Here is a 24,091-nt window from a genome sequence, read left to right as displayed (position 1 = left end):
TTTTTTCACATAGGGTGTTGAATTCCCGTTAGAAATCAGTATTATACGCGCCACCACACAGCGGGTCGTTAGCTCAGTTGGTAGAGCAGTTGGCTTTTAACCAATTGGTCGTAGGTTCGAATCCCACACGACCCACCATATTTGGCGGTTTAGAAAATCCGGAAGGCCCACGAAAGTGAGGATTTCCGGGTTTTTTTTTGCCTTGCAAAAACGTCCCTGCCGCGCTGCGATGGTTCAACTCACCAGCTCTCCCCACGACTCAAAGCCCCGTGTTTCTGTAACGACTGGCCTTTTGCCGGTAGCCCGACTCCTCCCTAAAAACCTTGATAAATTCAGGGGCTTTATCTGAATTCCCACTTTTTTTCAGTGGTTATCGCTTTAAATTCGAAATAATTGCGGGTCTCGTTGACAGTGCAAATGCCTCCCGCGTAAATCTTGCCGCCATTGCCGACAGGGGTTGCGTCCCTGGCAAGGAGAACACGTACCAGGGTCGGTAACTTCGCAACCAGCAGGGCTTTGCCCTGCCTGCACGAATCTGTCCCTGAGTATGTGCGTGAGTCACAAGCCCGGCTTACTCAAGGTGACAGGATGTTCACAGAAGCGGTTGCAATATCCGTTAAGCGCAGCGCCCCCTCCAGCCCTTCCGTTGTTCGTGGCAAGGGATGCTTTCTTTACGATGAGCAGGGTAAATCCTTTCTCGACATGTCCGGTGGCAGCGGCGCCGCCAACCTGGGTTATCAGCGCGATGACCTGGTCGAGGTCCTCAAGCGTCAATCCGAACTGCTGATTCATACCGGCTGGAACATCGACAACCCGCAGCGCCATGAAGTGGTGGCCAAGCTGGAGGGCCTGGTGCCCTACGCGCAAGCTTCGGTGTTTGCCGCGGTCACCGGTGCCGAGGCGATCGAGGTAGCGCTGAAAATTGCCCGCGCCGCGACCGGACGCCAGGGCGTGGTGTATTTCCACAACTCCTTCCATGGCAAGACCCAGGGCGCCTTGTCGGTGACCTCCAACCGCGGTTTTCGCAAGCACCTGGCCGGTAGCGACAGCCTGCAACTGACCGCCCTGGCCCTGGATTATGATGCCGACCAGGACCCGGCCAGAGCCGCCTTGTGGCGCGAGCAACTGGCCGAGGATCTGCGCCAGGCGCATCAGGCCAATCGCTTGCCGGCGGCGCTGATCATCGAACCGATCCAGGCGGCGGAAGGCATGTACCCGGTGCCCCTGGCGTTGCTCGAAGCGATTGTCGAACTGGGCAAGACCTTCGGCGTGATCACCATCTTCGATGAGATCTACACCGGTTTCGGTCGCACCGGGACCCCATTTTTCAGCAACCCGCAGCTACTGCCGGACTTGCTGGTCCTGGGCAAGGCCCTGGGCAACGGCCTGCCGATTTCTGCAGTGGTGGGCCGCCCGGAGTTGGTGGACTGCCTGGGGTATGCCGAGCACTCCTCCACCTTCACCTTGATGCCCCTGGCCTGCGCCGTGGCCTCCAAGGTGCTGGACATCTACCACCAGGAGCAACCTTGGGAGTGGGCGGCGAGCAACGGCGCCTATCTGCGCCAGGCCCTTGAGGAACAGGGGGGGCAGGATGCACGGGTGGTCAATGTGCGCGGTCGCGGCCTGATGCTCGCCTTCGATTTCGAGGGCCAGGGTCAGGGCGGTGATGTACTGGCCCTGCGCAACCGCCTGCTGGAGCACGGCGTGATCGTGCGCACCGGCGGACGCAATCCGGCGACGGTCAAGCTGACCCCGCCACTGAGCATCTCCCGGCAGGAAATCCAGGCATTCATGCAGACGCTGCAGGGCGTTTGCCGCTCCCTCTAATAACAACAAGGCAGGGATATCATGTTGCAGGCTTTTGCTCGCATGGCGGGTACCGATGTTGCAGGAATCATTGATGTCCAGGGCCGCCTTGGTTTTGCCGAGCTAGACCAGTTGCGCGAGGCTTTCAGTGCCGAATTGGAAGGGTTGCAGCAGCCGGTGGTGGCGTTGTATGCCAGCCATGGCCGGGCCCTGTATGCGGCGCTGATCGCGGCCCTGTCCAGCGCCCGGCGCGTGGTGTTCATTGACCCGGCGAGCAACCTGGACGAACTGGCGCCGGTGCTTGAGCGCCTGGGCGTGAACCTGATCCTCAATGGCATGACGCGGCCCGGCGCGCAACTGAGCGCCTCCTTGGCGGTGCTTGATCTGCTGCAACTGCAGCCCCGGCCCGTAGCCCCTGGCCGTGCATACCCGCTGCGCTGCCAGGAGTACGTGATCTTCACCAGCGGCTCCACCGGCGAGCCCAAGGCCATAGTGCAGCGCATCGAGGCCCTGGGTCGGCACATCGACAACTACATCGGCTATGTCGGTATCGGCCCCGGGCAGCGTGTCCTGCAACTGGCTTCCGCTGGCTGGGACGCCGGCCTGATGGACATTTTTGCCAGCCTGAAGACCGGCGCCACCCTATGCAGCCTCAATCCCCGGGAACATGACTTCGCCGCCGTCGAGGCAATGATCGCCGAGCACGACATCGACGTGCTGCACATGACCGTGCCCTACCTGCGAGCCTTCTACAGCGACGCCAGCGCCACTTACGCCCGGCCCAAGCGGTTGGTGATCGGTGGCGAGATCATCCACCCCTCGGACATCCAGCGTTTCAACCAGGCCTTTGCGCCAGGTTCGCAATTGTTCAACGCCTACGGGCCGACCGAGTGCACCACCGCGCTCTACGCCAGGATCGATCAGGGACAGACTCTGCAGGACCCGACCTGGGCCCTGGATCGCCCGGTGGAGGGTGTAACCCTGGAGATTGCCCAGGAGCCGGGGCAGCCCTATGGCGAGGGCGTGGGTGAATTGCTGCTCTATTCCTCCCTGATTGCCCGGCGCCTGGACCCGGCCAGCGGGCTGATCGTCGAGCTGACCCAGCCCAGCCCCATGGACCCGCAGCGCCCGTGCTATGCCACCGGCGATCTGGCGTGCCGCCTGCCTGATGGCGCCATTCGCCTGCTGGGGCGCAAGGACTCCATCGTCAAGGTCAACGGGCAGAAGGTCAGCCTGGTTCAGGTGGAGTCGGAGCTCAAGGCCCTGGCCCAGGTGCAGGAAGCCTGCGTGATTGCCCATCAGGCGGGGGATAACGTGGCCCTGGTGGCCTTTGTCATTGCCCGCGACGCCAGCCTCGACGAAGACCTGCTGCGTCAGGCCGCCAGGGCCGCGCTACCCGCGCACAGGGTGCCGGCGCGGTTCATGCTGGTGGAGCGTTTCGCCCTGAACCGCAATAACAAGATCGACCGGCAAGCGCTCGCGCAACTGGCCGCCAGTGCCATGGCACCAACGTCAACAGAGGCCGCATCGGAGCCTTTGTGGCAGGCCATCGGCCAGGTGCTCGGCGGGCAGAGTGCGGACCCGGCCAGGAGTTTTATCGACAATGGCGGTGATTCGCTGCGGGCCTTGCAGGTGGTCGCCACGCTGAAGAGAAAAGGTCTGGTGCTGGACCTGGAAGAGCTGCTGTCGGATCAGGCGCTGGGGCAGTTGCAGCTTCTGCCAGCGAAGGCCAAGGCCCGTCCCGGAGTTTCCCGAGCACAGGCCATTGGCTTGCCCAATCGGCGTTTTCTGCTCAGTCGCGGGATCAGCGACCTGGACCACTGGAACCAGGCCCTGGTGCTGGATATCGCCGAAGGCGAGGAGCCAGGGCGGGTCAGCCAGGCGTTGCGGGCGATATTCAGCCATCACTTCATCGAGCACGGCGTGCAGGACCTCGGCTTGCTGCCCGCCACGACGGACCTGCAACAAGCCGTGGCCCAGACCTGCGCGACCATCTCCCTGAGTCAGGGGCAGCACTTGTGTTTCAGTCAGCAACAGGACGCCGATGGCCACCACCTGATCATTGCCGGGCATCAGTTCCACGTCGATCGGTACTCCTGGATGCTATTGGTTTCCGAGCTGGACGAATGCTTGGTACGGGGCCTGGAGTGCATGCAGCGCTGGGCTCGGCCAACGGCTTTCGAAGAGTGGCAGCAGACCTACCAGCGTGAGCATGCCGCTGCTACCCATGAGGCGTTCTGGGAGGCGCTGCCGTGGAGCCGCTGCGGGGCGTTGACGGAGCAGCCGCCCGAGTTTCCCCGGCGCGAGGCTTTTCGTCGTGTCGAGCTGTCGCTGGGGCCGGTCGGCGACCTGCCGCAGTGGGCCCAGGGCGTTGCCGAGACCAGCCAGCTGTTGCTGGCGGCAATTCTCCGTGCCATGAGCCAGGGCGACGACAACCCGTTCCAGAAAGTCCATGTGCTGGATCACGGCCGGGCCCTGGACAAGAGTGGCGCCGAGCTCAACAGCGTGTTCGGCTGGCTGACAGTGATCTACCCCCTGGTGTTGCAGATCACCAGCCTGGACCTGCAGGCGATTGCCGGCGCAATCAAGGCCAGCCAGCAGGCCAGCCAGGGGATCGCCCACAGTTTCGGCAACCGCTATTTCGCCACGCCCGAGGCCGAGCGGCTCAAGGGCCTGTTCGATTGTGGCTACAGCTACAACTTCCTCGGCGCCGTGGAGAACCAACCCGGGGCCCGGGTCGGCGTGCATCCCTTGAGCCTGCAGTTGATGCAGGGCAGCCCCAGCCATCACCTGGAGTTCACCGGCTACCTGGCTGCGGGCGAGCTGTTGCTGAAAATCGATTACGACCCGCAGGTCTTCGGCGCCGAGCGCCTGGAGTCGTTGCTGAGCGGAATCGTCACTGCCTTGAACTAGAGAAACCTCCATGAACGCCATGCCCGATAACAACAAGAAACCTCGTTCACTGGTTGCCGTGCTGATGTTTCTCGGTTGCCTGCTGATCTGGTCCACCAACTGGATCGCCATCTCCCTGCAGGTGGAGCGCAGCGACGTCGGCTCGTCGCTGATGCTGCGCTTCCTGATCGCCTATGGCGTGCTGTGGTTGTGGCAACGGCTGTTCGCTGGCCCCCGGCAACCGGTGGCACGCAAGGCCTACCTGCTGATGGCCACGGTGGGGGCGGTGTACTTCTATGCCGGCATTGGCCTGGCCTACCTGGCCACTGCCTACCTGGGCGCTGCGCAGATGGCCTGCCTCAGCGCCTTCGTTATTTTCTTCATCATCGGTCTCAAGCGGGTGTTCCTGCATGTGCCGGTGGCCTTGCACAACCTGCTCGGCGCAGTGGTGTGCATTGCCGGGCTGGGGGTGTTCATGCTTGGCGATCCGGGACGGCCGCTGTCGCTGGCTGGGGTGGCTCTGGGGCTGACGTCCTTTCTGGCGGTGGCCATCGCCTCGGTGCTTTCCGAACATATCCAGAAGACCTTCCAGCTCGGCACCCTGCACATCAACAAGGTCGCGTCCGGCTGGGCCTGCGCCCTGTACGCCATCAGCCTGCTGCTCAGCGGCCAGGGGCTGCAACTGCCCACAACCCTGGCCGACCTCGGCATCCTGCTGTACCTGGGGGTGGTGTGTTCGGCATTGGTGTTCGTGCTGTTCATCGACCTGATCAAACGCATGGGCGCCGAAAACGCCGGCTACGTCGGCGTGCTGTACCCGATTGGTGCCAGCTACCTGTCGGCGTGGCTGGGGGAGACGCCCCTGAGCCTGCACCTGATGCTCGGCAGCGCCCTGGTGATGCTGGGCAGCCTGATCAACTTCAAGTTTCGCTACCACCCCGCCCCCAAGAAAGTGGAGTTCAGCTGAATGAGCAATGTACGGATACGCCAGGCAACCACGGACGATCTGATCGGTATTTTCGAGGCCCACCGCAACTCGGTAGAGCGCCTGTGCACCTCTGAATACAGCGATCAGCAGATCCGCATGTGGCTCGATGGGCGCTCGCCGGAAACCTACCGCGAAGCCGTGGAAAAGGGCTTGTTGTGGCTGGCCGAGGGCGAGCAGATCGAAGGTTTCGTCGAGCTCGACGGCAACGAGATCAGCAAGTTGTTCATGCGTGGCGACGGTGCCAGGCGCGGTATCGGCAGCCGCTTGCTGGAGGTGGCACTCGCTCGACTGCGGGCCAGCGGTGCCCGCTCCGCCTACCTGGAGGCGACCCTGACGGCCGAAGGCTTCTATGCCCATCACGGCTTCCAGAAGATCGGCGAAGGTACTTTCAGCCGAGGCAACAGCCCGGTCTCCATCGAAATCATCAAGATGGAACGCCCGCTTTGAGCTGACCGTCAGCGGCCACTTCAGCACTGCAGGTTCTGCCCGCTCCTGATTCGCAGGGGCGCGGCCGGCTGCACCCGGAAACGGCACACGAGGCTTGTCCAAGATGACAGGGATGTTATTGAAACTAACGGTGCTCGATCAGAATCTGTGTGCCGGTTGCGGCGCCTGTGCCCTGGTGTGTCCAGAGCAACTGATCAGCTTCGACCCGGATCGGGTGGTGCCTTTGCTGGAGGGCATCGGCGACAGTTGCGGGAGTTGCACCGAGTGCCTGGCGGTGTGTCCGGGGTTGCAGCCGGATACCGATCGCGCCGAGCTGGAGTTGTTCGGTCGTACCCGCCGTGCCGATGAGCGCTGGCTGGGAATCAGCCGCCACGCCATCGGCGCGCGCTCCACCGATCCGCAGATTGTCCGGCGCTCGGCCAGTGGCGGCACCGCCACCACCTTGTTGCTGACTGCTCGGGACCACTTCGCCGTGGACCTGACCCTGACCATGGGCCGTCACCCCGAGCAGGGCTGGCGCAGTGCCCCGCAGCTGGGCAGCGCCGCACAGGCGATCATCAACAATGCCCAGTCCACCTACCAGTTGGCGCCTTACCTGAATGCCCTGCGTGAAGTTTACGAACAGCAGCCCAAGGCACGCATCGCCCTGGTGGGGCTGGCTTGCCACGTGCAGGCGATCCGCAAGTTGCAGCGTCGGGACACGGCCATCGGCCATTGGGCCCGCAGTCAGATCGTTTGTGTGATCGAGACCGCCTGTTCCTCCAACACCTTGCCGGCCGGCACCCGCAGCATCATCAGCGAAGTGCTGGGGCAGGACCCGCAACAGGTCCGCGGCATCAAGTACCGCGAAGGCGATTACCCCGGGCGCCTGCAAGTCACCCTGCTGGACAGCCAGACCTTCGGCATCGATTTCTGGGAAATCCTCGGCAAGCTCAAGGACAACAAGACCTTTCGCTGCCTCAGTTGCGGTGACTGGATGAGCGGGCTGGCCGACGTCAGCGTCTGTGACGGCGACCCGAACATTTTTGAAGCCAGCCTCAACGGCTCCCAGGAGCAGAAACACGGCCGTGCGCTGATCCGTACCGAAAGGGGCCAGGCCCTGGTGGACAGTGCGATCGCCCACGGCCGGCTGGAAAGCTGGGGCGTCGACCTGAGTGGCTTCAACCTCGGCCTTGAACGCAAGAAGAACCGCCGGCGCTTCTACGAAACCCAGCCGCTGGTGCTGCCCGCCGGCCCCGGCGTGGGCGACCACTTCGACGACGAAGCACTGGTGGACGACGCCGAACTGATCAACCCCGCCAAGTACAGGAGTACCCCATGATCGATTATCCGGACCGGCCCATCGATTTCACCCTGGACCGTGAACAGCAGGTCTGGGCCAACATCGACGACTACTTGCCGTCGGACAAGTCCATCAGCCACCGGATGATCCTGTTCGCTGCGCTGGCTCGGCACCCGGTGCGCCTGCGGGACTTGAATCGGGGCAAGGCGGTGACCCTGTTGCTCGATGCCCTGCAGCAACTGGGCCTTGAGGTCACGCCGGGGCAAGCGCCACAGACCCTGGAGATCAGCGGTGAGTTCGCCCAGGCAACCCATGATCGGCGGGTCGACCTGGGGCCCTCCAGCGCTGCGGCGCGGCTGTTGATCGGGATGCTGGTGGGGCTCAATGTGCCGTGCATCGTCGACGGCGACGAGACCCTGCGCAATCGTCCCTTCGACTGGATCGTCGAGCCCTTGAACCAGATGGGCGCCCACCTGGAGTACCTGGGCCGACCGGGAGCGCTGCCAATCCGCATTCATCAGGCGTCGTTCCAGGGCGGTGCAGCGCAGATCCGGATTGGCAGCGCCCAGGCCATCAGCACCTTGCTGTTTGCCGGGGTGGCGGCACGCAAGCCAATGTCGATCCGTTACCCGGTGGTGGCCCGGGATCACACCCAGCGCATCATCAACAGTTTTGGCGACTGGCTGCAGGACGAGCAGTTGCAGATCCACTATCAGCCCCGTGACTGTGCGATTCCCACCGAGATCAGCGTGCCCCGCGACCCATCGGCCATTGCCTATCCCGCGGCGCTGTTCCTGCTGTGCAACCGCCACCAGGAGCAGCAGTGCCTGAGCTTCGACAACCTGTGCCTGAACCCGACGCGCCTGGGCTTCTTCAACTGGCTGCTGGCCTGCGGCTTCAACCTGACGCTGGAAGTGGACAGCATTCGCCATGGCGAGCCGGTGGGGCGTCTGCTGCTGCGCGGTGGTGGCCGACCCAGGGCCCACGACTTGCGCGACAAGCATCAGTTCCACGCGATGATCGACGAGGTGCCGCTGGCCTTGGCCATCAGCTGCGTGCTGCCGGGAAGTGCGACCTTCAGTGACCTTTACGAACTGACCTTCAAGGAGTCGGACCGGATCGCAGCCACCCGCAGCATGCTCAATGCCCTGGGCCTGGACTATCGGGTCGAGGGCTACGACGTGCACGTGTCGGGCGGGCAGACACCGCGGGTGCAAGGGGCGATCCCGACCTTCGGCGATCATCGCCTGTCGATGACTGCCCATGTGCTACTGCTGGCCCACGGGCTCAAGGCCACCATCCTCGAAGGGCATTGCTACCAGACTTCCTTTCCAGGGTTCGCCCAATGCCTGGATCGCCTGACCGGACGGGAGGCCTGATGCGCGCCGATTGCTACACACTCACCGCCTGTGGCGCCAATGGCGTGATCGCCCTTGAGGCGCCGCTCGCCGCACTGGCGGCCACCGAAGTGCGGGTGGCGGTGGACTATTCCATGGTCAGCCCGGGGACCGAGCGCCACTACCTGCAGCAGGTTCGCGAGACGGGCGAGCAGTTGCCACTGGGCTATTGCGCGGTCGGGGTGGTTCACGCAGTGGGGGCCAAGGTTGCAGGCTTGCAACCGGGGGACCGGGTGGTGGCCATGGGCTGGAAGATCGCCACCCATTCCAACTGGATCCAGGTGCCGCAGCGCCTGGTGTGCAAGGTGCCGCCATCACTGACTCAGGACCAGGCGATTCTCGCCACCCTGGGCGCCACGGCCGTGCACGCGGTGGACCGTGCGCAATTGCAGGCGGGGGAACAGATCCTGGTGGTGGGCATGGGCCTGGTGGGCAAGATGCTCGGCCTGGTGGCGGCCTGTCATGACGCGCAGATCTGGGTGGCCGACCTGAACCCGGCCGCCATCGATCCGGGCCTGCCGGTGCGGGTGCTTGACCTGTTGGCCGAGCCTGGGGCGATGGCCGGGCGTTTCACCCGGATCTTCCTGTGCATCGATGGCGATATCAGCGCCTTGTTTCCGCGCTTGCTGGCGCTGCTCGATCCGGAGGGCAACGGGCAGACCCGTTCGCGGCTGGTGAATGTCGGGCGAGTCAGCCTGACCCTGGAGCTCTCGCCGCAAATGGGCAACATCGACATCGTCAACGTTTCCCGCTGCGGCAACGGTTATCGCGACGACGCTTACCATCATGGCCTCAAGAACGTGCAGTGCCCGGTGGGGGAAGCCAGTGTGGAGCGCAACATCACGCGCTGCCTCGACTATCTGGTGGCCGGCAAGGCCTGGCTGGAGCACTTGCAGCGAGTCGAGATGAATCTGGACAAGGCGTTGCAGACCTACAACTCAGAGGCGTTCTTCGCCCCTGGAATCAACCTGATCAAGCACAGGGACGATTAACGGCATGGGCCATCTATCTATTGCTTCGCGCCTGTATGAAGTCTTCGCTCGCCACGCCACGGACACCGCGCTGAGCTGCAACGGCGCACGGCTTAGCTACCGAGAGCTGGAGCAGCGCTCGGCCGCTGTGGCGGCGCGGCTGCTGGGCCTCGGCCTGTCGCCGGGCAGCACCCTGGGTCTGGAGGTGGAGCGTTCGATCGAGCAACTGGTGCTGCTGGTGGGCATGGTCCGGGCAGGCCTGTCGTACTGCTATCTGGACCGCAGCAATCCGCCCCAGTGGAACCAGTCGGTCTGTGAGCGCAGCGGCGTGCATTGGCGCATCACTCAGGAGGCTGCCGGTGGCCCCGGGTATCTGGCACTGGAGCCATTGCTGGCGCCGACGGACGAGCGGCCGTGCTGGCCGCAGCTAACCGGTGCCGAGCCGGTGTACGTGAACTTTTCCAGCGGCACTACTGGCGCACCGAAGATCATTCCCTGCACCCATCGCGGGGTGTTGGGCTTTTGCGACCGCCCGCGACACTTTCCGTTGCAGCCGGGTTTTCGCATGCTCTATGCCTCGAACCTGACCTTCGATGCCTCGCAGTTCGAGATCTGGACCGCGCTGCTCAATGGCGGCGAGCTGCATATTCATGTCCCCGGTCCACTGACCCTCGGGCACCTGCGGCGTTACATCCATGACGCCGGGGTCGACAGCCTGTGGCTGACCTCGACCCTGTTCAACACCTTCATCGACATCGATCGCGACTGGCTGCGGGGTGTCCAGCGGCTGATGGTCGGCGGCGAGGTGCTGTCCGCGGGGCATATCCAGCAGGCCTATGCCGCCGCCGACGGGCTGACGCTGTACAACGGTTATGGCCCCACGGAAAACACCATGGGCACCTGTGTCTATGCCATTCCCCGGGACTTTGACAGCTCCCGTGAGATTCCCATCGGCCATGGCGTGGACGATGCTGTCTTGCTGCTGGTGCGGGCCGACGGGCAGGAATGCGATGTGGATGAGCCCGGTGAATTGCTGATTGCCGGAGATGGGCTGTCCCCCGGTTATCTTGGGGACGCGGCGCTGACCCGGGAGCGCTTCATCGAACGGCCGTGGCAGGGCCAGACGCTGCGTTGCTACCGCAGCGGTGATCTGGTTTCCCGCGATGGCCAGGGGCTGTATCACTTTCACGGCCGCAGCGATGACCAGATCAAGTTGCGTGGCCAGCGCCTGTCGTTGACTGAGGTGGCTGCGGCCTTCAAGCGTTATCCGGGAATGCTCGACTGTGCGGTGCTGCTGGATGATCTGGGGAGCGAGGCGCAGTTGCTGCTGGTGTACCTGGAAGCCCCCGGTGTCGAGCCTGGGGCGCTGGCCGAGTATGGTCGGCAACGCCTGCCGCCGTTCATGTTGCCGCAGCGCTTTGTCGGGCTTGAACGCTTTCCCCTGCGGGCGTCCGGCAAGCTGGATATCGCTGAACTGAAGCAGCGCCTGTGCGGCGAGCAGCGGCCCCGGGACGTGGACGATTCGGCAGCGGGGCGTTTTCTCGCGCGCTTTGGCGTGTGCGCTCATGACCGTCAGCGCAGTTTCTTCGACAACGGAGGCAACTCACTGGGGGCAATCAAGCTGGTGGATACGGTGAACCGGCACCTGGGCCGGGAGGGCCTGGGCCTGGAACAGTTCTACCGCATGAGCAGCCTGCAGCAGTTGCTGGACTGGCTGCAGGCGCAGCCCGTTTTGGCGTCGTTGCTGGAAAGGGGCACCGAGCAGTACTACGTCACGCCGCTGCAGCAGGAGTCCCTGTCCGAAGCCCATGCAGGGTTTTCGATCAACAGCCACCTGGGGCGTTTTGCCGTGGTCCGCGCCACCTCCGCCAGCCAGGCCCGGGAGGCGCTGCGTAGCGTTCCCGAGCCGTTGCAGGCGGCTGGTGACAGTCGCTGGATCGGCCTGAACAAGAGCCAGCTGTCGATGGTGTATGCCGAGCTGTTGCACAAGGACCTGCGCGCCAACAACGTGCTCTATCTGTTCCGGCCCGAGCAGTTGCCGGCCACCGGAGTGGACCTGGCGGCGCTGGCCCAGGGGCTGAAGCGGCGTTATCCGCTAGCGGGCTGTCGAGTGGCCCGGGTCGAGGGCGAGTACTGTTTCGACCTGGCTCCCGAGCCGCCGGCGCGCCTGTGGCTGGACGCCGTGGCGGAGTTCCCCAGCCAGGAGGCCTGTGTGGAACACTTCCTCCAGCGGCCGCTGTCGTTGTTCGAACAGGACCTGTGCAGCCTGTTCAAGGTGCGCATCGACGGTGTCCTGCACCTGGGGCTGTGGCTGCATCACATTCTCGGCAACCACGTTGGACAACTGAGCCTGCTGCGCAGCGTTGAGCAGTTGGCGCAGGACCCGCAGTTGATAGCGGAGGGGACGGATTTTTCCTTTATCGGTAACAACCTGATGCAGGTCGAGGACTATGAGCGCCTGGCAGATGGCGGCACCGAGGCCTGGGAGCAGGAGGCCGAGGAGTATGCGCCGCTGGCCGATGTCGTAGCGCCAGTGGCCACCGCCCAGGCGGTACAGATGCGGACGCGGCTGGCCATGGACCCGCTGAAGCTGGCCTCGCCGCAACGTCTGTTCCACCTGTTGCAGGCGTTTCGCCAGGGCTGTGTCGGGGGACTGGGGATTGAGGCGCCGATTGTCAATCTGCTGTTCGCCTGGGCCGAGCAGGCGGTGATCAGCGGTTTTTCCACTTACACCGTGCCGGTGCCGCTGACAGCGGGGCGATTTGCCCAGGGTTGCGAGCCGCAAGCCACCATGGATTACCTGAATGCCAAGCTGGCCCGAGCGGCGCTCGGCTATGAGGAGATACTGGCTGCGCTGGGCTTGTATGGCTTTGCCCCGGCGTTCCTGTGCAACTTCGTCGAGCTGCCGGCCAGTGATGCACAGTGGCTGCAAACCCGGATCGCCAACCCGGTCACTGAGTGGCCCAAGACCCTGCTTGACCTGACGGTGGTCAAGTCGCCCCAGGGCTGCGAGGTGCTGCTCAACAGCTATTTGCCAGAGCCGCAGGCCCGGGCCTTCCTTGAGTCTTTTGTCGCGGCGGGGGAACGGCGATGAAACTGATCTGCTTTCCCGACTTTGTCGGCCATCCGATCTGTTTCTCCGCCCTGGGGCGGGCGCTCAAGGGGCGGGTGTCGCTGGTGCAGGTCAACTACAGCGACTACTGGCCCTATTCCAGTGTCGGCGCCCTGGCCCGAAACATTGCCCAGGAGCACGACCTGAATACAGTGGACGCGGTGCTGGGTTACTCATTCGGCGCCTATGTGGCCGCTTGTTGCGTGGCACAGCGGAGCCCGGCAAGTGCGCCGCAGCCCGTATTGCTGGTGGACCCGCCACGGCTGTCCGAGCTACGAGGACTGGCCCCGGCCGCCATTGCCCAGCGCCTGGAAGCCGACCCGCAGTACGCCTATATCGACGACTTGGTGGATGCACAGTTGGTCAGCCGCGACTGTGTCCACGGCAATATCCTGCTGCTCTCTGAGTGGCAGGCCGTGTCGCTGAAGGGGCGCGCGGTGGATGTGCTGCTGTCTGCTGGCCGCAGCGCCGAGGCGCTGGCCCAGGGCTTGGGCCTCGATCCGGCCCAGGACAATCGCTACTGGCGGGATGAGCGGAGTCACCATGCTTCAGTGATCAACAGCCCTGATGTGGCGACCTGGCTTATGGATCGCAGCGCCTTGCCGCGAATCGCTTGGTGAGCGGTTGTGGGTTGTTCGAGGCGGGTGAAGTTCCCGTTGGGTCGTTCCTTGCACCTCCTGGTGGTGCATGCCGGACCGGGGCTGGGTAGTGTTCGGCCCGACCGACGGTCCAGGCGCGTCTTGAACGCGCCCCGGGGCAGATACGGAGCCGGCGGGGCAGGGCGTGGCTGTTGGGCAGAATAGGCTTTTGAATACCCTGGATATTCTGTAGCCTTGCGCGGCTCCAATGCTGTCCGTACCTGATGAACTCACTCTCCCGGCGGGGCCCTAAGCGGTCCGGAGCCGGTGGTATACTCGACTTTCGCGCCCAAGCGCCTGCAGGTCTTGCGAACATGACGCAAATTTCTGAACGCCTTCTGGTTCAAGCCCACCTCGACGCCAAGCAGCCCAAACCCTTGAGCGCTGAGCAAGAGGCCCATCTGCGTACCGCCATCGCTGCCGAGCTCAAGGCTCAGGATGCGGTGCTGGTTGCACATTTCTATTGTGATCCGGTGATTCAGGCCCTGGCCGAAGAAACCGGTGGCTGTGTTTCCGACTCCCTGGAAATGGCGCGCTTCGGCAATGCCCATCCGGCCAAGACCGTCGTGGTTGCCGGTGTCCGCTTCATGGGGGAAACGGCGAAGATTCTCAATCCTGAAAAACGCGTGCTGATGCCGACGCTGGAAGCCACTTGCTCTCTCGATCTGGGTTGCCCGGTGGATGAGTTCTCGGCTTTTTGCGATCAGCATCCCGAGCGTACCGTGGTGGTGTATGCCAACACCTCGGCAGCGGTCAAAGCCCGCGCCGATTGGGTGGTCACCTCCAGCTGCGCCCTGGAGATCGTCGAAAGCCTGATGGATAACGGCGAGAAGATCATCTGGGGGCCGGACAAGCACCTGGGTACTTACATCCAGCGCCAGACCGGTGCCGACATGCTGCTCTGGGACGGTGCATGCATCGTTCATGAAGAGTTCAAGTCCAAGCAACTGGAAGACATGAAGGCGCTGTACCCAGAGGCGGCGATCCTGGTGCACCCGGAGTCCCCCAGTTCGGTGATCGATCTGGCTGACGCGGTTGGCTCCACCAGCCAGTTGATCGCGGCCGCGCAGCGCTTGCCGAACAAGACCTTCATCGTCGCTACCGACCGCGGCATCTTCTACAAGATGCAGCAGCTGTGCCCGGACAAGGTGTTCATCGAGGCGCCTACTGCCGGTAACGGCGCGGCGTGCCGCAGTTGTGCCCATTGCCCGTGGATGGCCATGAATACCCTTGAGCGCACCTTGCAGTGCCTGCAGCAGGGCAGCAACGAGATCCATGTGGACCCGGCGCTGATCCCTAATGCGGTTCGGCCGCTCAAGCGCATGCTGGACTTTACCCAGGCGGCGCGGATGAAACTGGCGGGTAACGCCTGATCGGTTTTCTCCCGTGGTCATGAAAACGCCCCGATCTGTCGGGGCGTTTTTGTGAGTGGCGGGCTATTTCTTTTTCTTGGGGATACGCACCAGCTGGGTATTGGAATAGATGTCGTGCCAGCTGCGTTTCTGCTTGTCCACCAGCACCCAGAAGAAGCCCAGGCCGGCGCACAGCCAGGACGCGATGGACACCATGAAACGCAACAGCGCCTGCCACAGGCTGATGCGGCTGCCATCGGCGTTCTGCACCCGAATGCCCCAGACTTGCATGCCCAAGGTCTGTCCGGAATGGGTCCAGAACTTGGCGAAGAAACCGAACAGCACGAACAGCAGTACGGTTGAGTACAGTGGATCGCCGTCCAGGGCTCCAGACTCGGTCAGGGCGCGCATCCGCGTTTCGCCGATGATTTGCATCTGGATCAGTTTGTAGAGGCCGCCCGTGACAATCAGCAGGGCGACGCAGAGTAGAAAATCATAGAACATCGCTGCCAGGCGACGACCCAGACCGGCGGCGGGGAATTCGCCTTGGGGGCTTAGCAGATGTTTCGACATGACAGGCTCTCGACTGAAAAAAGAAGCCATTTTACGGAATTGCGCGCACAAAAAAGCCCCTGATGTCAGCATCAGGGGCTTTTTCGTTACAGACGATTAAGCTTCTGCTTGTACTTCGTCAGCCTGCATGCCTTTTTGGCCTTGCACAGCGATGAAGGTCACTTTTTGGCCTTCTTTCAGGCTCTTGAAGCCGTTGCCCTGAATGGCGCGGAAGTGTACGAACAGATCCGGACCGCTTTCTGGAGTGATAAAACCAAAACCTTTCTCGTCGTTAAACCACTTGACGGTACCGCTCTGACGTTGGGACATTTCTTATTTCCTTTGACGCTAAAAAATTAATGACAGTCTCTTCCTCATGAAAGAGTACTGGGCTGGGTTGCAGGAAAGTAAGAGACGTCGAACGGGTTGTAGCAAACTTGTTAGCTACTGCCCAGGTCACGATTCCAAGCGACCCATGCAAACACAGTGGGGAAACTCTACGCCAACTATGGGAGAAAAAACAAGCCCCGCGAAGCCCCGGTTTTACTCAGCTTTCCGAGGTTTGGCGGAACTAGCGTGCAGGGCTTATTCGATAGAGTTGTTCAATTGTTTTCGGGCGTTATAAGTAGCGTTCAGTATCGAAAATATGCACTGTTTTATGGCGGTTGCGTTACAGATTAGTGCACTTCTAACGCAACCGCGTTACTTATAGAAACAGTCCTTTAGCCACGGTAGTAGCGTTGTGGCACGAATGGCATTTTGCTTACAAGCATTGGCACCTTTTTCCCACGAACTATCGCAGCAACCGGCGTATCAAGTGCACTGTGCTTCACGTCGAGGTAACCCATGGCCAATGGACCGCCCAAGGTGGGGCCGAAGCCGCCGCTGCAGACGCTACCGATGATGTTGCCTTCGGCGTCGACGATTTCCGCGCCTTCTCGTACCGGTGTCCGTTCCTGGGGCAGCAGGCCGACGCGTTTGCGACTGACGCCATCTTGCTGTTGGGCAAAGATCGCCTGGGCGCCTGGGAAACCGCCAGCCCTGGCACCATCGGCACGGCGGACCTTGGAGATAGCCCACAGCAGGCTGGCCTGGATCGGCGTGGTGTCGCTGTTCATATCGTGGCCATACAGGCACAGGCCGGCTTCCAGGCGCAGGGAGTCACGGGCGCCCAGCCCAATGGCCGCCACTTCCGGCTCGGCCAACAGCGCCCGGGCAAGTTTTTCCGCCTGATCAGCCGGTACCGAGATTTCGAAGCCGTCCTCCCCGGTGTAACCCGAACGGCTGACAAAACAGTCGGCGCCCAGCACCTGCACCGGCTTGAACTGCATGAAGGTCATCTGCGCCACTTCCGGCGCCAGGCGTGCCAGTACGGTGACTGCTGCCGGTCCTTGCAGTGCCAGCAGGGCGCGTTCTTCGAACAGGGGTTGGATGTCGCATTGATCGCCGATGTGCTGGCGCAGATGGGCCAGGTCCTGTTCCTTGCACGCTGCGTTGACCACCAGGAACAGTTGCCCGTCGCCCAGATTGGCGACCATCAGGTCGTCGAGGATACCGCCCTGTTCGTTGGTGAACATGGCGTAGCGCTGCATGCCCACCGGCAAGTCGATGATGTCTACCGGCACCAGGGTTTCCAGGGCCTGGGCGGCATTGGCGCCGCTCAAGCGGATCTGCCCCATGTGGGACACATCGAACAGACCAGCGTGCTCACGGGTGTGCTGATGCTCTTTCATTACCCCAAGCGGGTACTGCACCGGCATGTCGTAGCCGGCGAACGGCACCATGCGGGCGCCGAGTTCCAGGTGCAGGCTGTGCAATGGGGTTTTCAACAGTGTTTCGGTGGACATGGGCAACTCCTGAAAAATGTGCGGATGCGTCGCTTGGGCATCAGCACTCGATAATGTTCACGGCCAGACCGCCACGGGCGGTTTCCTTGTATTTGCTTTTCATGTCGGCGCCGGTCTGGCGCATGGTGCGAATGACCTTGTCCAGGGAGACGAAATGCTGCCCGTCACCCCGCAGGGCCATGCGCACCGCGTTGATGGCTTTGACCGAACCCATGGCGTTGCGCTCGATGCAGGGCACTTGCACCAGGCCGCCAATCGGGTCGCAGGTCAATCCCAGATTGTGTTCCATGCCGATTTCCGCGGCGTTCTCCACCTGCTGCACGCTGCCCCCGAGCACCTCGCACAGGGCCCCGGCCGCCATTGAGCAGGCCACGCCCACTTCGCCCTGGCAGCCGACTTCGGCACCGGAGATCGAAGCGTTTTCCTTGTACAGAATGCCGATGGCGGCCGCCGTCAGGAGAAAACGCACCACCCCGTCTTCGTTGGCCCCGGGGATGAAGCGCATGTAGTAATGCAGCACCGCCGGAATGATTCCGGCCGCGCCATTGGTAGGGGCGGTGACTACTCGCCCGCCGTTGGCGTTTTCTTCATTCACCGCCAGGGCGTAGAGGTTGACCCAGTCCAGTACTGACAGGGCATCGCGCAGTGCCGCTTCCGGGTGTTTGCACAGTTGACGATGCAAGGCGGCGGCGCGGCGCTTGACCTTGAGTCCGCCGGGCAGAATCCCTTCATTGCGACAACCGGCGTCCACGCAGTCCTGCATCACCTGCCAGATCTTCAGCAGTCCGGCACGGGTTTCCGCTTCCGGGCGCCAGGCGCTTTCGTTGGTCAGCATCACCTGGCTGATGGACAAGCCGTAGGTGCTGCAGTGCTGCAGCAGCTCCTTGGCGTTCCTGAAAGGAAAGGTCAAACGGGTGGTGTCTTCGACGATACGGTCGGCGCCGGCGGCGTCTTCATCGACCACGAAACCGCCGCCAACGGAGTAGTACTCACGGCTGCGGATCTGCAGACCGGCGCTATCGAAGGCACGGAAAATCATGCCATTGGGGTGATAGGCCAGGGGTTTGCGGATCATTGCCAGGTGTTCTTTCTCGTTGAACGCAATGCTGTGTTCGCCGAGCAGATCGATACGTCCGCTGCTGCGTATTTGCTGCAGGCGTGCGGCGATGTTTTCGGTGTTCACGGTGTCCGGGTGTTCACCTTCCAGGCCCAGCAGCACCGCCTTGTCGCTGCCATGGCCTTTACCGGTGGCGCCCAGCGAGCCGTACAGCTCGACTTTGACGCAGGTGGTGCTGGCCAGCAGTTGATCGCGCCGCAGGCCTTCGACAAAACGCGCGGCGGCGCGCATCGGGCCGACGGTGTGGGAACTGGAGGGGCCGATGCCAATCTTGAACAGGTCGAACACGCTTAGGGACATGTTGGTTCTCCGGTTTCTTATTGTAGTGATCGGCAAGTAGGCACTTGCAGGAGCGGGCTTGCCCGCGATTCAGGCGCCGCTGCTCTACCCGATTGATGCGTTATCGCTCATCGCCTGCGAGCCGGCTCCTACAGGTATACGCGGTATCTGCAGGGGCACGGCTCTCCTGTGATGGACGGCTTAGGCGTCCTGGTAGCTTTCGATCGACGGGCAGGCGCACACCAGGTTGCGGTCGCCAAACACGTTGTCGACCCGACCAACCGGCGGCCAGTACTTGCCTTCGATCAGCGATGCCACTGGGTACACGGCCTGCTCGCGGCTGTACGGATGGGTCCATTCGCCCACCAGTTCTGCTGCCGTGTGCGGAGCGTTCTTCAGCGGGTTGTCGTCCTTGTCCAGAGTGCCGTTTTCCACGGCGCGGATTTCCTCGCGGATGCGGATCATGGCGTCGCAGAAGCGGTCCAGTTCTTCCTTGGATTCGCTTTCGGTCGGTTCGATCATCAGGGTACCGGCCACCGGGAACGACATGGTCGGCGCGTGGAAGCCAAAATCGATCAGGCGCTTGGCCACGTCATCGACGCTGATGCCGCTGCTGTCTTTCAAAGGACGCAGGTCGAGGATGCATTCGTGGGCCACCAGGCCGTTGCTGCCGGTGTAGAGCACGGGGTAGTGCTCTTCCAGGCGCCGGGAAATGTAGTTGGCATTGAGGATCGCCAGCTGCGATGCGCGCTTGAGGCCGGCGCCGCCCATCATGCGGATGTACATCCAGGTGATCGGCAGGATGCTGGCGCTGCCGAACGGTGCGGCACACACCGCGCCTGTCTTGTTTTCCAGCGCCGCGTGGCCCGGCAGGAAAGGCGCCAGGTGCGATTTGACGCCGATCGGGCCAACCCCCGGACCGCCACCACCGTGGGGAATGCAGAAGGTCTTGTGCAGGTTCAGGTGGGACACATCGCCACCGAATTTGCCCGGCGCGCAGAGGCCGACCATGGCGTTCATGTTGGCGCCGTCGATGTACACCTGGCCGCCGTTGTCATGAATGATGCCGCAGATTTCGCGGATGCCTTCTTCGAACACACCGTGGGTCGACGGGTAAGTGATCATCAGCGCGGCGAGGTGTTCGCGGTGCTCGATGGCCTTGGCCCGCAGGTCTTCAATATCGACGTTGCCGCGGGCGTCGCAGGCGGTGACCACCACGCGCATGCCGGCCATGTTGGCGGTGGCCGGGTTGGTGCCGTGGGCCGATGAAGGAATCAGGCAGATGTCGCGACGGTCATCGCCACGGCTCTGGTGATAGGCGCGGATGGCCAGGAGACCGGCGTACTCGCCCTGGGAGCCGGCGTTGGGCTGCAGGGAGACGGCGTCGTAGCCGGTGGCGGCGCAGAGCATGGCTTCCAGCTCGGTGGTCAGTTGCTGGTAGCCGGCGCTTTGCTCGGCCGGAGCGAAGGGGTGCAGAGCACCGAACTCGGCCCAGGTGATCGGGATCATCTCGCTGGCGGCGTTGAGCTTCATGGTGCAGGAGCCCAGCGGGATCATGGTGCGATCCAGGGCCAGGTCCTTGTCCGCCAATTTGCGCAGGTAGCGCATCAGCTCGGTTTCCGAGTGATAGCGGTTGAACACCGGGTGGCTGAGGATCGCCGACTGACGGACCAGGGCGGCGGGGATGCTGCTGGTGACCGCAGCCGCCAGGGCGGCGAAGTCCGGCGCGGCCTTGCCTTCGCCCAGCAGGTTCCACAGGCCTTCAACGTCGGCCTGAGTAGTGGTTTCGTCCAGGGACAGACCGAGGCGCTCGGCGTCGATCACCCGCAGGTTGATGCCTCGGGCATGAGCCTTGTCGTGCAGCGCGGCGGTATCGGCACCGGTGCGCAGGCTCAGGGTGTCGAAGAAGTTGTCCTGCTCCACGGCCAGCCCCAGATCCTTCAGGCCCTTGGCCAGGATCGCGGTCAGTTGGTGGATGCGCTGAGCAATCTGGATCAGGCCTTTGGGGCCGTGGTACACGGCGTACATGCTGGCGATGTTGGCCAGCAGGACCTGGGCGGTGCAGATGTTGCTGGTGGCCTTTTCACGGCGGATATGCTGCTCGCGGGTCTGCATGGCCAGGCGCAGGGCCGGCTTGCCGAAACGGTCTACCGAGACACCGACCAGACGGCCCGGCATGTCGCGCTTGAAGGCATCGCGAGTGGAGAAGTAAGCCGCGTGCGGACCACCGAAGCCCAGCGGCACACCGAAGCGCTGGGCGCTGCCGATGGCCACGTCGGCACCGAACTCACCTGGCGGGGTCAGCAGGGTCAGGGCCAGCAGATCGGCGGCCACGGCCACCAGGGCGTTGGCGGTGTGGAAGCGCTCGGTCAGTTCGCGGTAGTCGAACAGGTCACCGTTGCTCGCCGGGTATTGCAGCAGGGCACCGAAGAACGGGCTGACATCGGTCAGTTTGCGTTCATCGCCGACCACCACATTGATCCCCAGGGGCTCGGCACGAGTGCGCAGTACGTCCAGGGTTTGCGGGTGGCAATGCACGGAAGCGAAGAAGGCGTGGCTGCCCTTGTTCTTGCTCAGGCGCTTGCAGAAAGTCATGGCTTCGGCGGCGGCAGTGCCTTCGTCCAGCAGCGAGGCGTTGGCGATCGGCAGGCCGGTCAGGTCGCTGATCAGGGTCTGGAAGTTCAGCAGGGCTTCCAGGCGACCTTGGGAGATTTCTGGCTGGTAGGGGGTGTAGGCGGTGTACCAGGCCGGGTTTTCCAGCAGGTTGCGCAGGATCGGCGAAGGCGTGTGACAGCTGTAGTAGCCCTGGCCGATGTAGGTCTTGAACAGTTGGTTCTTGGCGGCGATGGCCTTGATCGAGGCCAGGGCCTGGGCTTCGCTCTGGCCCTGACCCAGGTCCAGCACGCTGGTGCCCTTGATGCTGTCGGGAATCACGCTGGCGCTCAGGGCTTCCAGGGAGTCGAAGCCCAGGCTGTTGAGCATGGCTTGCTCATCGCCCTGGCGCGGGCCGATGTGGCGCGCGATGAATTCGTTGGCGGTAGTCAGGTTGACGGTCATGACGGGCTCCTCAGGCTTCGGCGCTGGCTTTGATCAGGCGGTCGTAGGCGTCCTGATCCAGCAGTTGGCCGACAGCGGCGGCATCGGCGGGAATGAAGCGGAAGAACCAGCCTTCACCCAGTGGATCTTCGTTGACCAGTTCCGGGCTGTCTTCCAGGGCCGGGTTGGTGGCGACCACTTCACCGTCCAGGGGCATGTACACGCCGCTGGCGGCCTTTACCGATTCCACGGTGGCGGCTTCGGCGCCCTTGTCGTAGCTCTGCAGCTCCGGCAGTTGCACAAACACCACATCACCCAGAGCGTTCTGGGCGAAAGCCGTGATGCCGACGGTGACACTGCCATCCGCTTCGCTACGCAGCCATTCGTGATCTTCAGTAAAACGCAACTCGCTCATGGAAACTCCTCAAGGGCCAGACTCGTCTGGTGGACGCGGTTGAATGCTCGTGCAGGGCCGAGCCGAATGACAATGTCCATAGCAAGAACACGGCCAATAAATACTTAATCCTTTAAAAACAATGGCTTGAGTGTTTTTCTCTTTGGCCTGAAATTTTCGCGTGTAGCGAAATCGCTACACCTGATGCTGTAGAAAAAAGGCTTTGAGGATCAAAGCCTTGCACGGCAGCGATTACAAGGCTGTGTAGCGAAATCGTTCCGCTGTAGCGCTTTCAGTACAGTTGCAGGTCGTTTCTAGAACGGTAGATGCGGCGGGGAGGTAGGAGCTGGCTTGCCAGCGAAAGCACCCTTAAGAGCGACACAGGGCTTGAGGGCCTCTTCGCCGGCGAGCCGGCTCCTACGGGTGAGGGGGCAGGTCAGGCCTTGCTGGGGATGCCGTATTTGCGCAGGCGATGGGCGATGGCGGTATGGGAGGTCTGCAGGCGGTTGGCCAGTTGCCGGGTCGAAGGGTAGTTGCTGTAGAGGTTTTCCAGCAGTTCCTTCTCGAAGGCTTCCACTGCCTGTTCCAGGCTCTCGACTTCGGCATCGTTCTGTCGTGCCACCGAGGTGCCGGCGATGTCCAGGTCGCCGATATCCACCAGGTTGCTTTCGCAGATCGCAGCGGCGCGAAAGATCACGTTTTGCAACTGCCGCACGTTGCCCGGCCAGCGGTTGCCCAGCAGGGCGGGGTAGGTGCCCGGGGTCAGGCGACACACCGGGCGCTGGATCTGCGCGCAGGCCTGCTGCATGAAGTAGCGGGCCAGCAGCAGGATGTCCTGGCCACGTTCGCGCAGCGGCGGCACTTCGACATTCAATACGTTGAGGCGGTAGAACAGGTCTTCGCGGAAGCTGCCTTCGCCGACCATCTTTTCCAGGTCACGATGGGTGGCGCTGAGGATGCGCACATTGACCTTGATCTCGCGATCGCCACCGACCCGGCGAAAACTGCCGTCATTGAGAAAACGCAGCAGCTTGGCCTGCAGGTAAGGCGACATCTCGCCGATCTCATCGAGAAACACCGTGCCCTGGTTGGCCAGCTCCATCAGGCCCGGTTTGCCGCCGCGCTGGGCCCCGGTAAAGGCCCCGGGGGCGTAGCCGAACAGTTCGCTCTCGGCGAGGTTTTCCGGCAGTGCTGCGCAGTTCAGGGCCAGGAAGGGCGCACTGTGCCGAGCGCTGATGGCGTGGCAGGCGCGGGCCACCAGCTCCTTGCCGGTGCCGGTTTCCCCTTGGATCAACAGCGGTGCATCCAGGGCCGCGACCCGTTGGGCCCGGGCCTTGAGCGTGCGAATTGCCGGGGATTCGCCGAGCAGGGCATCGAAGCCTTCGGCGTGATCATGGTGCAGGGCCGAGAGTCGCTCGCCGATGCGGTTGGGTTGATACAGGGTCAGCAGCGCGCCGGCATCGGTAATGGGCGTGGCGTCCAGCAGCAGCGTCTGTCCGTTGACCATGATTTCCCGCAGCGGCAGGCGAAAGCCGTTTTCCAGCAGGGCCTCCAGCAGTGCGGCATCGGCAAACAGTTCGGCGACGCTTTCTCCCGCCGGTTCACGACCATACAGGGCGATCAGCGCCGGGTTGGCCAGCAATACCTTGCCGGCGCTGTCCAGGGCCAGTACCGGATCGGTCATGGCCGCCAGCAAGGCGTCCAACTGCAAGTGGCGACGCTGGCCGGGCAGGATATCGACCACCGTTACCGCCTGCACGCCCTGTACGTTGAACAGCGCATCACGCAACTCTTCCAGTACCTGGGGGCTCAGGGTCGGGGCGTCGATATAGACGTTGGGCGGCACCATCTCCACCGCATCCAGGTTGAGATTGCGTCCGCCCAGCAGGGCCAGGACTTCCTGGGTAATGCCGACGCGGTCGATGAAACTGACGTGGATACGCATGGGATGGCAGAAGATTCTGGGACACTGAAGTGCGCC

Annotated in this window: 17 protein-coding genes and 1 tRNA gene; 11 read left to right on the top strand and 7 right to left on the bottom strand. The window is 62.9% G+C overall.

All coding sequences use genetic code 11. From position 1 onward, the window contains the following. The first annotated feature begins 62 nt into the window (after positions 1–62). From LOY69_RS22995 to nadA, 11 genes are all read left to right on the top strand, one after another. Positions 63–138 (top strand) — tRNA-Lys (locus LOY69_RS22995). A gap of 450 nt (positions 139–588) precedes the next feature. Then, positions 589–1,827, top strand: a complete 1,239-nt coding sequence (locus LOY69_RS22990; protein ID WP_265073632.1) for an aspartate aminotransferase family protein — start codon at positions 589–591, stop codon at positions 1,825–1,827. A gap of 21 nt (positions 1,828–1,848) precedes the next feature. Further along, entirely contained in the window at positions 1,849–4,719 is a 2,871-nt protein-coding gene (locus LOY69_RS22985) for an AMP-binding protein (RefSeq protein WP_265073631.1), read from the top strand. Between the two features lie 10 nt (positions 4,720–4,729). Continuing rightward, entirely contained in the window at positions 4,730–5,665 is a 936-nt protein-coding gene (locus LOY69_RS22980) for a DMT family transporter (RefSeq protein WP_265073630.1), read from the top strand. After that, positions 5,666–6,133 (top strand): GNAT family N-acetyltransferase, encoded by a 468-nt coding sequence (locus tag LOY69_RS22975; protein WP_102860567.1) that lies wholly within the window; start codon positions 5,666–5,668, stop codon positions 6,131–6,133. It begins immediately after the preceding gene. Positions 6,134–6,245: 112 nt separating this feature from the next. Beyond that, complete coding sequence (locus tag LOY69_RS22970; RefSeq protein WP_258379201.1) at positions 6,246–7,454, top strand: Coenzyme F420 hydrogenase/dehydrogenase, beta subunit C-terminal domain; 1,209 nt, start codon at positions 6,246–6,248, stop codon at positions 7,452–7,454. After that, the gene (locus LOY69_RS22965) at positions 7,451–8,794 is read left to right on the top strand and encodes a 3-phosphoshikimate 1-carboxyvinyltransferase (RefSeq protein WP_102880681.1); all 1,344 of its coding nucleotides are present in this window, start codon (positions 7,451–7,453) and stop codon (positions 8,792–8,794) included. Before LOY69_RS22970 ends, LOY69_RS22965 begins: the two co-directional genes overlap by 4 nt. Further along, positions 8,794–9,804: a zinc-dependent alcohol dehydrogenase gene (locus LOY69_RS22960; RefSeq protein WP_265073629.1), complete on the top strand. Its 1,011-nt coding sequence runs from the start codon at positions 8,794–8,796 to the stop codon at positions 9,802–9,804. Before LOY69_RS22965 ends, LOY69_RS22960 begins: the two co-directional genes overlap by 1 nt. Before the next feature lie 4 nt (positions 9,805–9,808). After that, positions 9,809–12,877 carry an AMP-binding protein gene (locus LOY69_RS22955; protein ID WP_265073628.1) on the top strand — a complete coding sequence of 1,023 codons (3,069 nt, stop codon included), beginning with the start codon at positions 9,809–9,811 and terminating at the stop codon, positions 12,875–12,877. Next, complete coding sequence (locus tag LOY69_RS22950; protein WP_265073627.1) at positions 12,874–13,515, top strand: thioesterase domain-containing protein; 642 nt, start codon at positions 12,874–12,876, stop codon at positions 13,513–13,515. Before LOY69_RS22955 ends, LOY69_RS22950 begins: the two co-directional genes overlap by 4 nt. Positions 13,516–13,847: 332 nt before the next feature. After that, the gene (gene nadA / locus LOY69_RS22945; protein ID WP_102860573.1) at positions 13,848–14,906 is read left to right on the top strand and encodes a quinolinate synthase NadA; all 1,059 of its coding nucleotides are present in this window, start codon (positions 13,848–13,850) and stop codon (positions 14,904–14,906) included. Positions 14,907–14,969: 63 nt separating this feature from the next. On the opposite strand, the gene LOY69_RS22940 is transcribed toward nadA, so the two are convergent. The 7 genes from LOY69_RS22940 to LOY69_RS22910 all read right to left on the bottom strand — a co-directional run bounded on the left by LOY69_RS22940 (position 14,970) and on the right by LOY69_RS22910 (position 24,055). Continuing rightward, positions 14,970–15,458, bottom strand: a complete 489-nt coding sequence (locus LOY69_RS22940; protein WP_102880677.1) for an RDD family protein — start codon at positions 15,456–15,458, stop codon at positions 14,970–14,972. A 96-nt stretch (positions 15,459–15,554) separates the two neighbouring features. After that, complete coding sequence (locus LOY69_RS22935) at positions 15,555–15,767, bottom strand: cold-shock protein (protein ID WP_007977299.1); 213 nt, start codon at positions 15,765–15,767, stop codon at positions 15,555–15,557. Positions 15,768–16,159: 392 nt separating this feature from the next. Continuing rightward, a complete protein-coding gene (gene gcvT / locus LOY69_RS22930; protein WP_102860575.1) occupies positions 16,160–17,284 on the bottom strand; it encodes a glycine cleavage system aminomethyltransferase GcvT in 1,125 nt (374 codons plus the stop codon). Between the two features lie 40 nt (positions 17,285–17,324). Further along, positions 17,325–18,701 (bottom strand): L-serine ammonia-lyase, encoded by a 1,377-nt coding sequence (locus LOY69_RS22925; protein ID WP_102880676.1) that lies wholly within the window; start codon positions 18,699–18,701, stop codon positions 17,325–17,327. Between the two features lie 180 nt (positions 18,702–18,881). Continuing rightward, positions 18,882–21,737: an aminomethyl-transferring glycine dehydrogenase gene (gene gcvP / locus LOY69_RS22920; RefSeq protein WP_265073626.1), complete on the bottom strand. Its 2,856-nt coding sequence runs from the start codon at positions 21,735–21,737 to the stop codon at positions 18,882–18,884. Positions 21,738–21,747: 10 nt separating this feature from the next. Then, positions 21,748–22,131 (bottom strand): glycine cleavage system protein GcvH, encoded by a 384-nt coding sequence (gcvH, locus tag LOY69_RS22915; RefSeq protein ID WP_102860578.1) that lies wholly within the window; start codon positions 22,129–22,131, stop codon positions 21,748–21,750. 415 nt (positions 22,132–22,546) lie between these two features. Continuing rightward, positions 22,547–24,055: a sigma-54-dependent transcriptional regulator gene (locus tag LOY69_RS22910; protein ID WP_110594856.1), complete on the bottom strand. Its 1,509-nt coding sequence runs from the start codon at positions 24,053–24,055 to the stop codon at positions 22,547–22,549. Positions 24,056–24,091: the final 36 nt, after the last annotated feature.

The organism is Pseudomonas sp. B21-059 (genome assembly GCF_026016285.1).
Lineage (GTDB): Bacteria > Pseudomonadota > Gammaproteobacteria > Pseudomonadales > Pseudomonadaceae > Aquipseudomonas > Aquipseudomonas danubii.
This window is presented reverse-complemented; position numbering and strand designations above follow the sequence as displayed.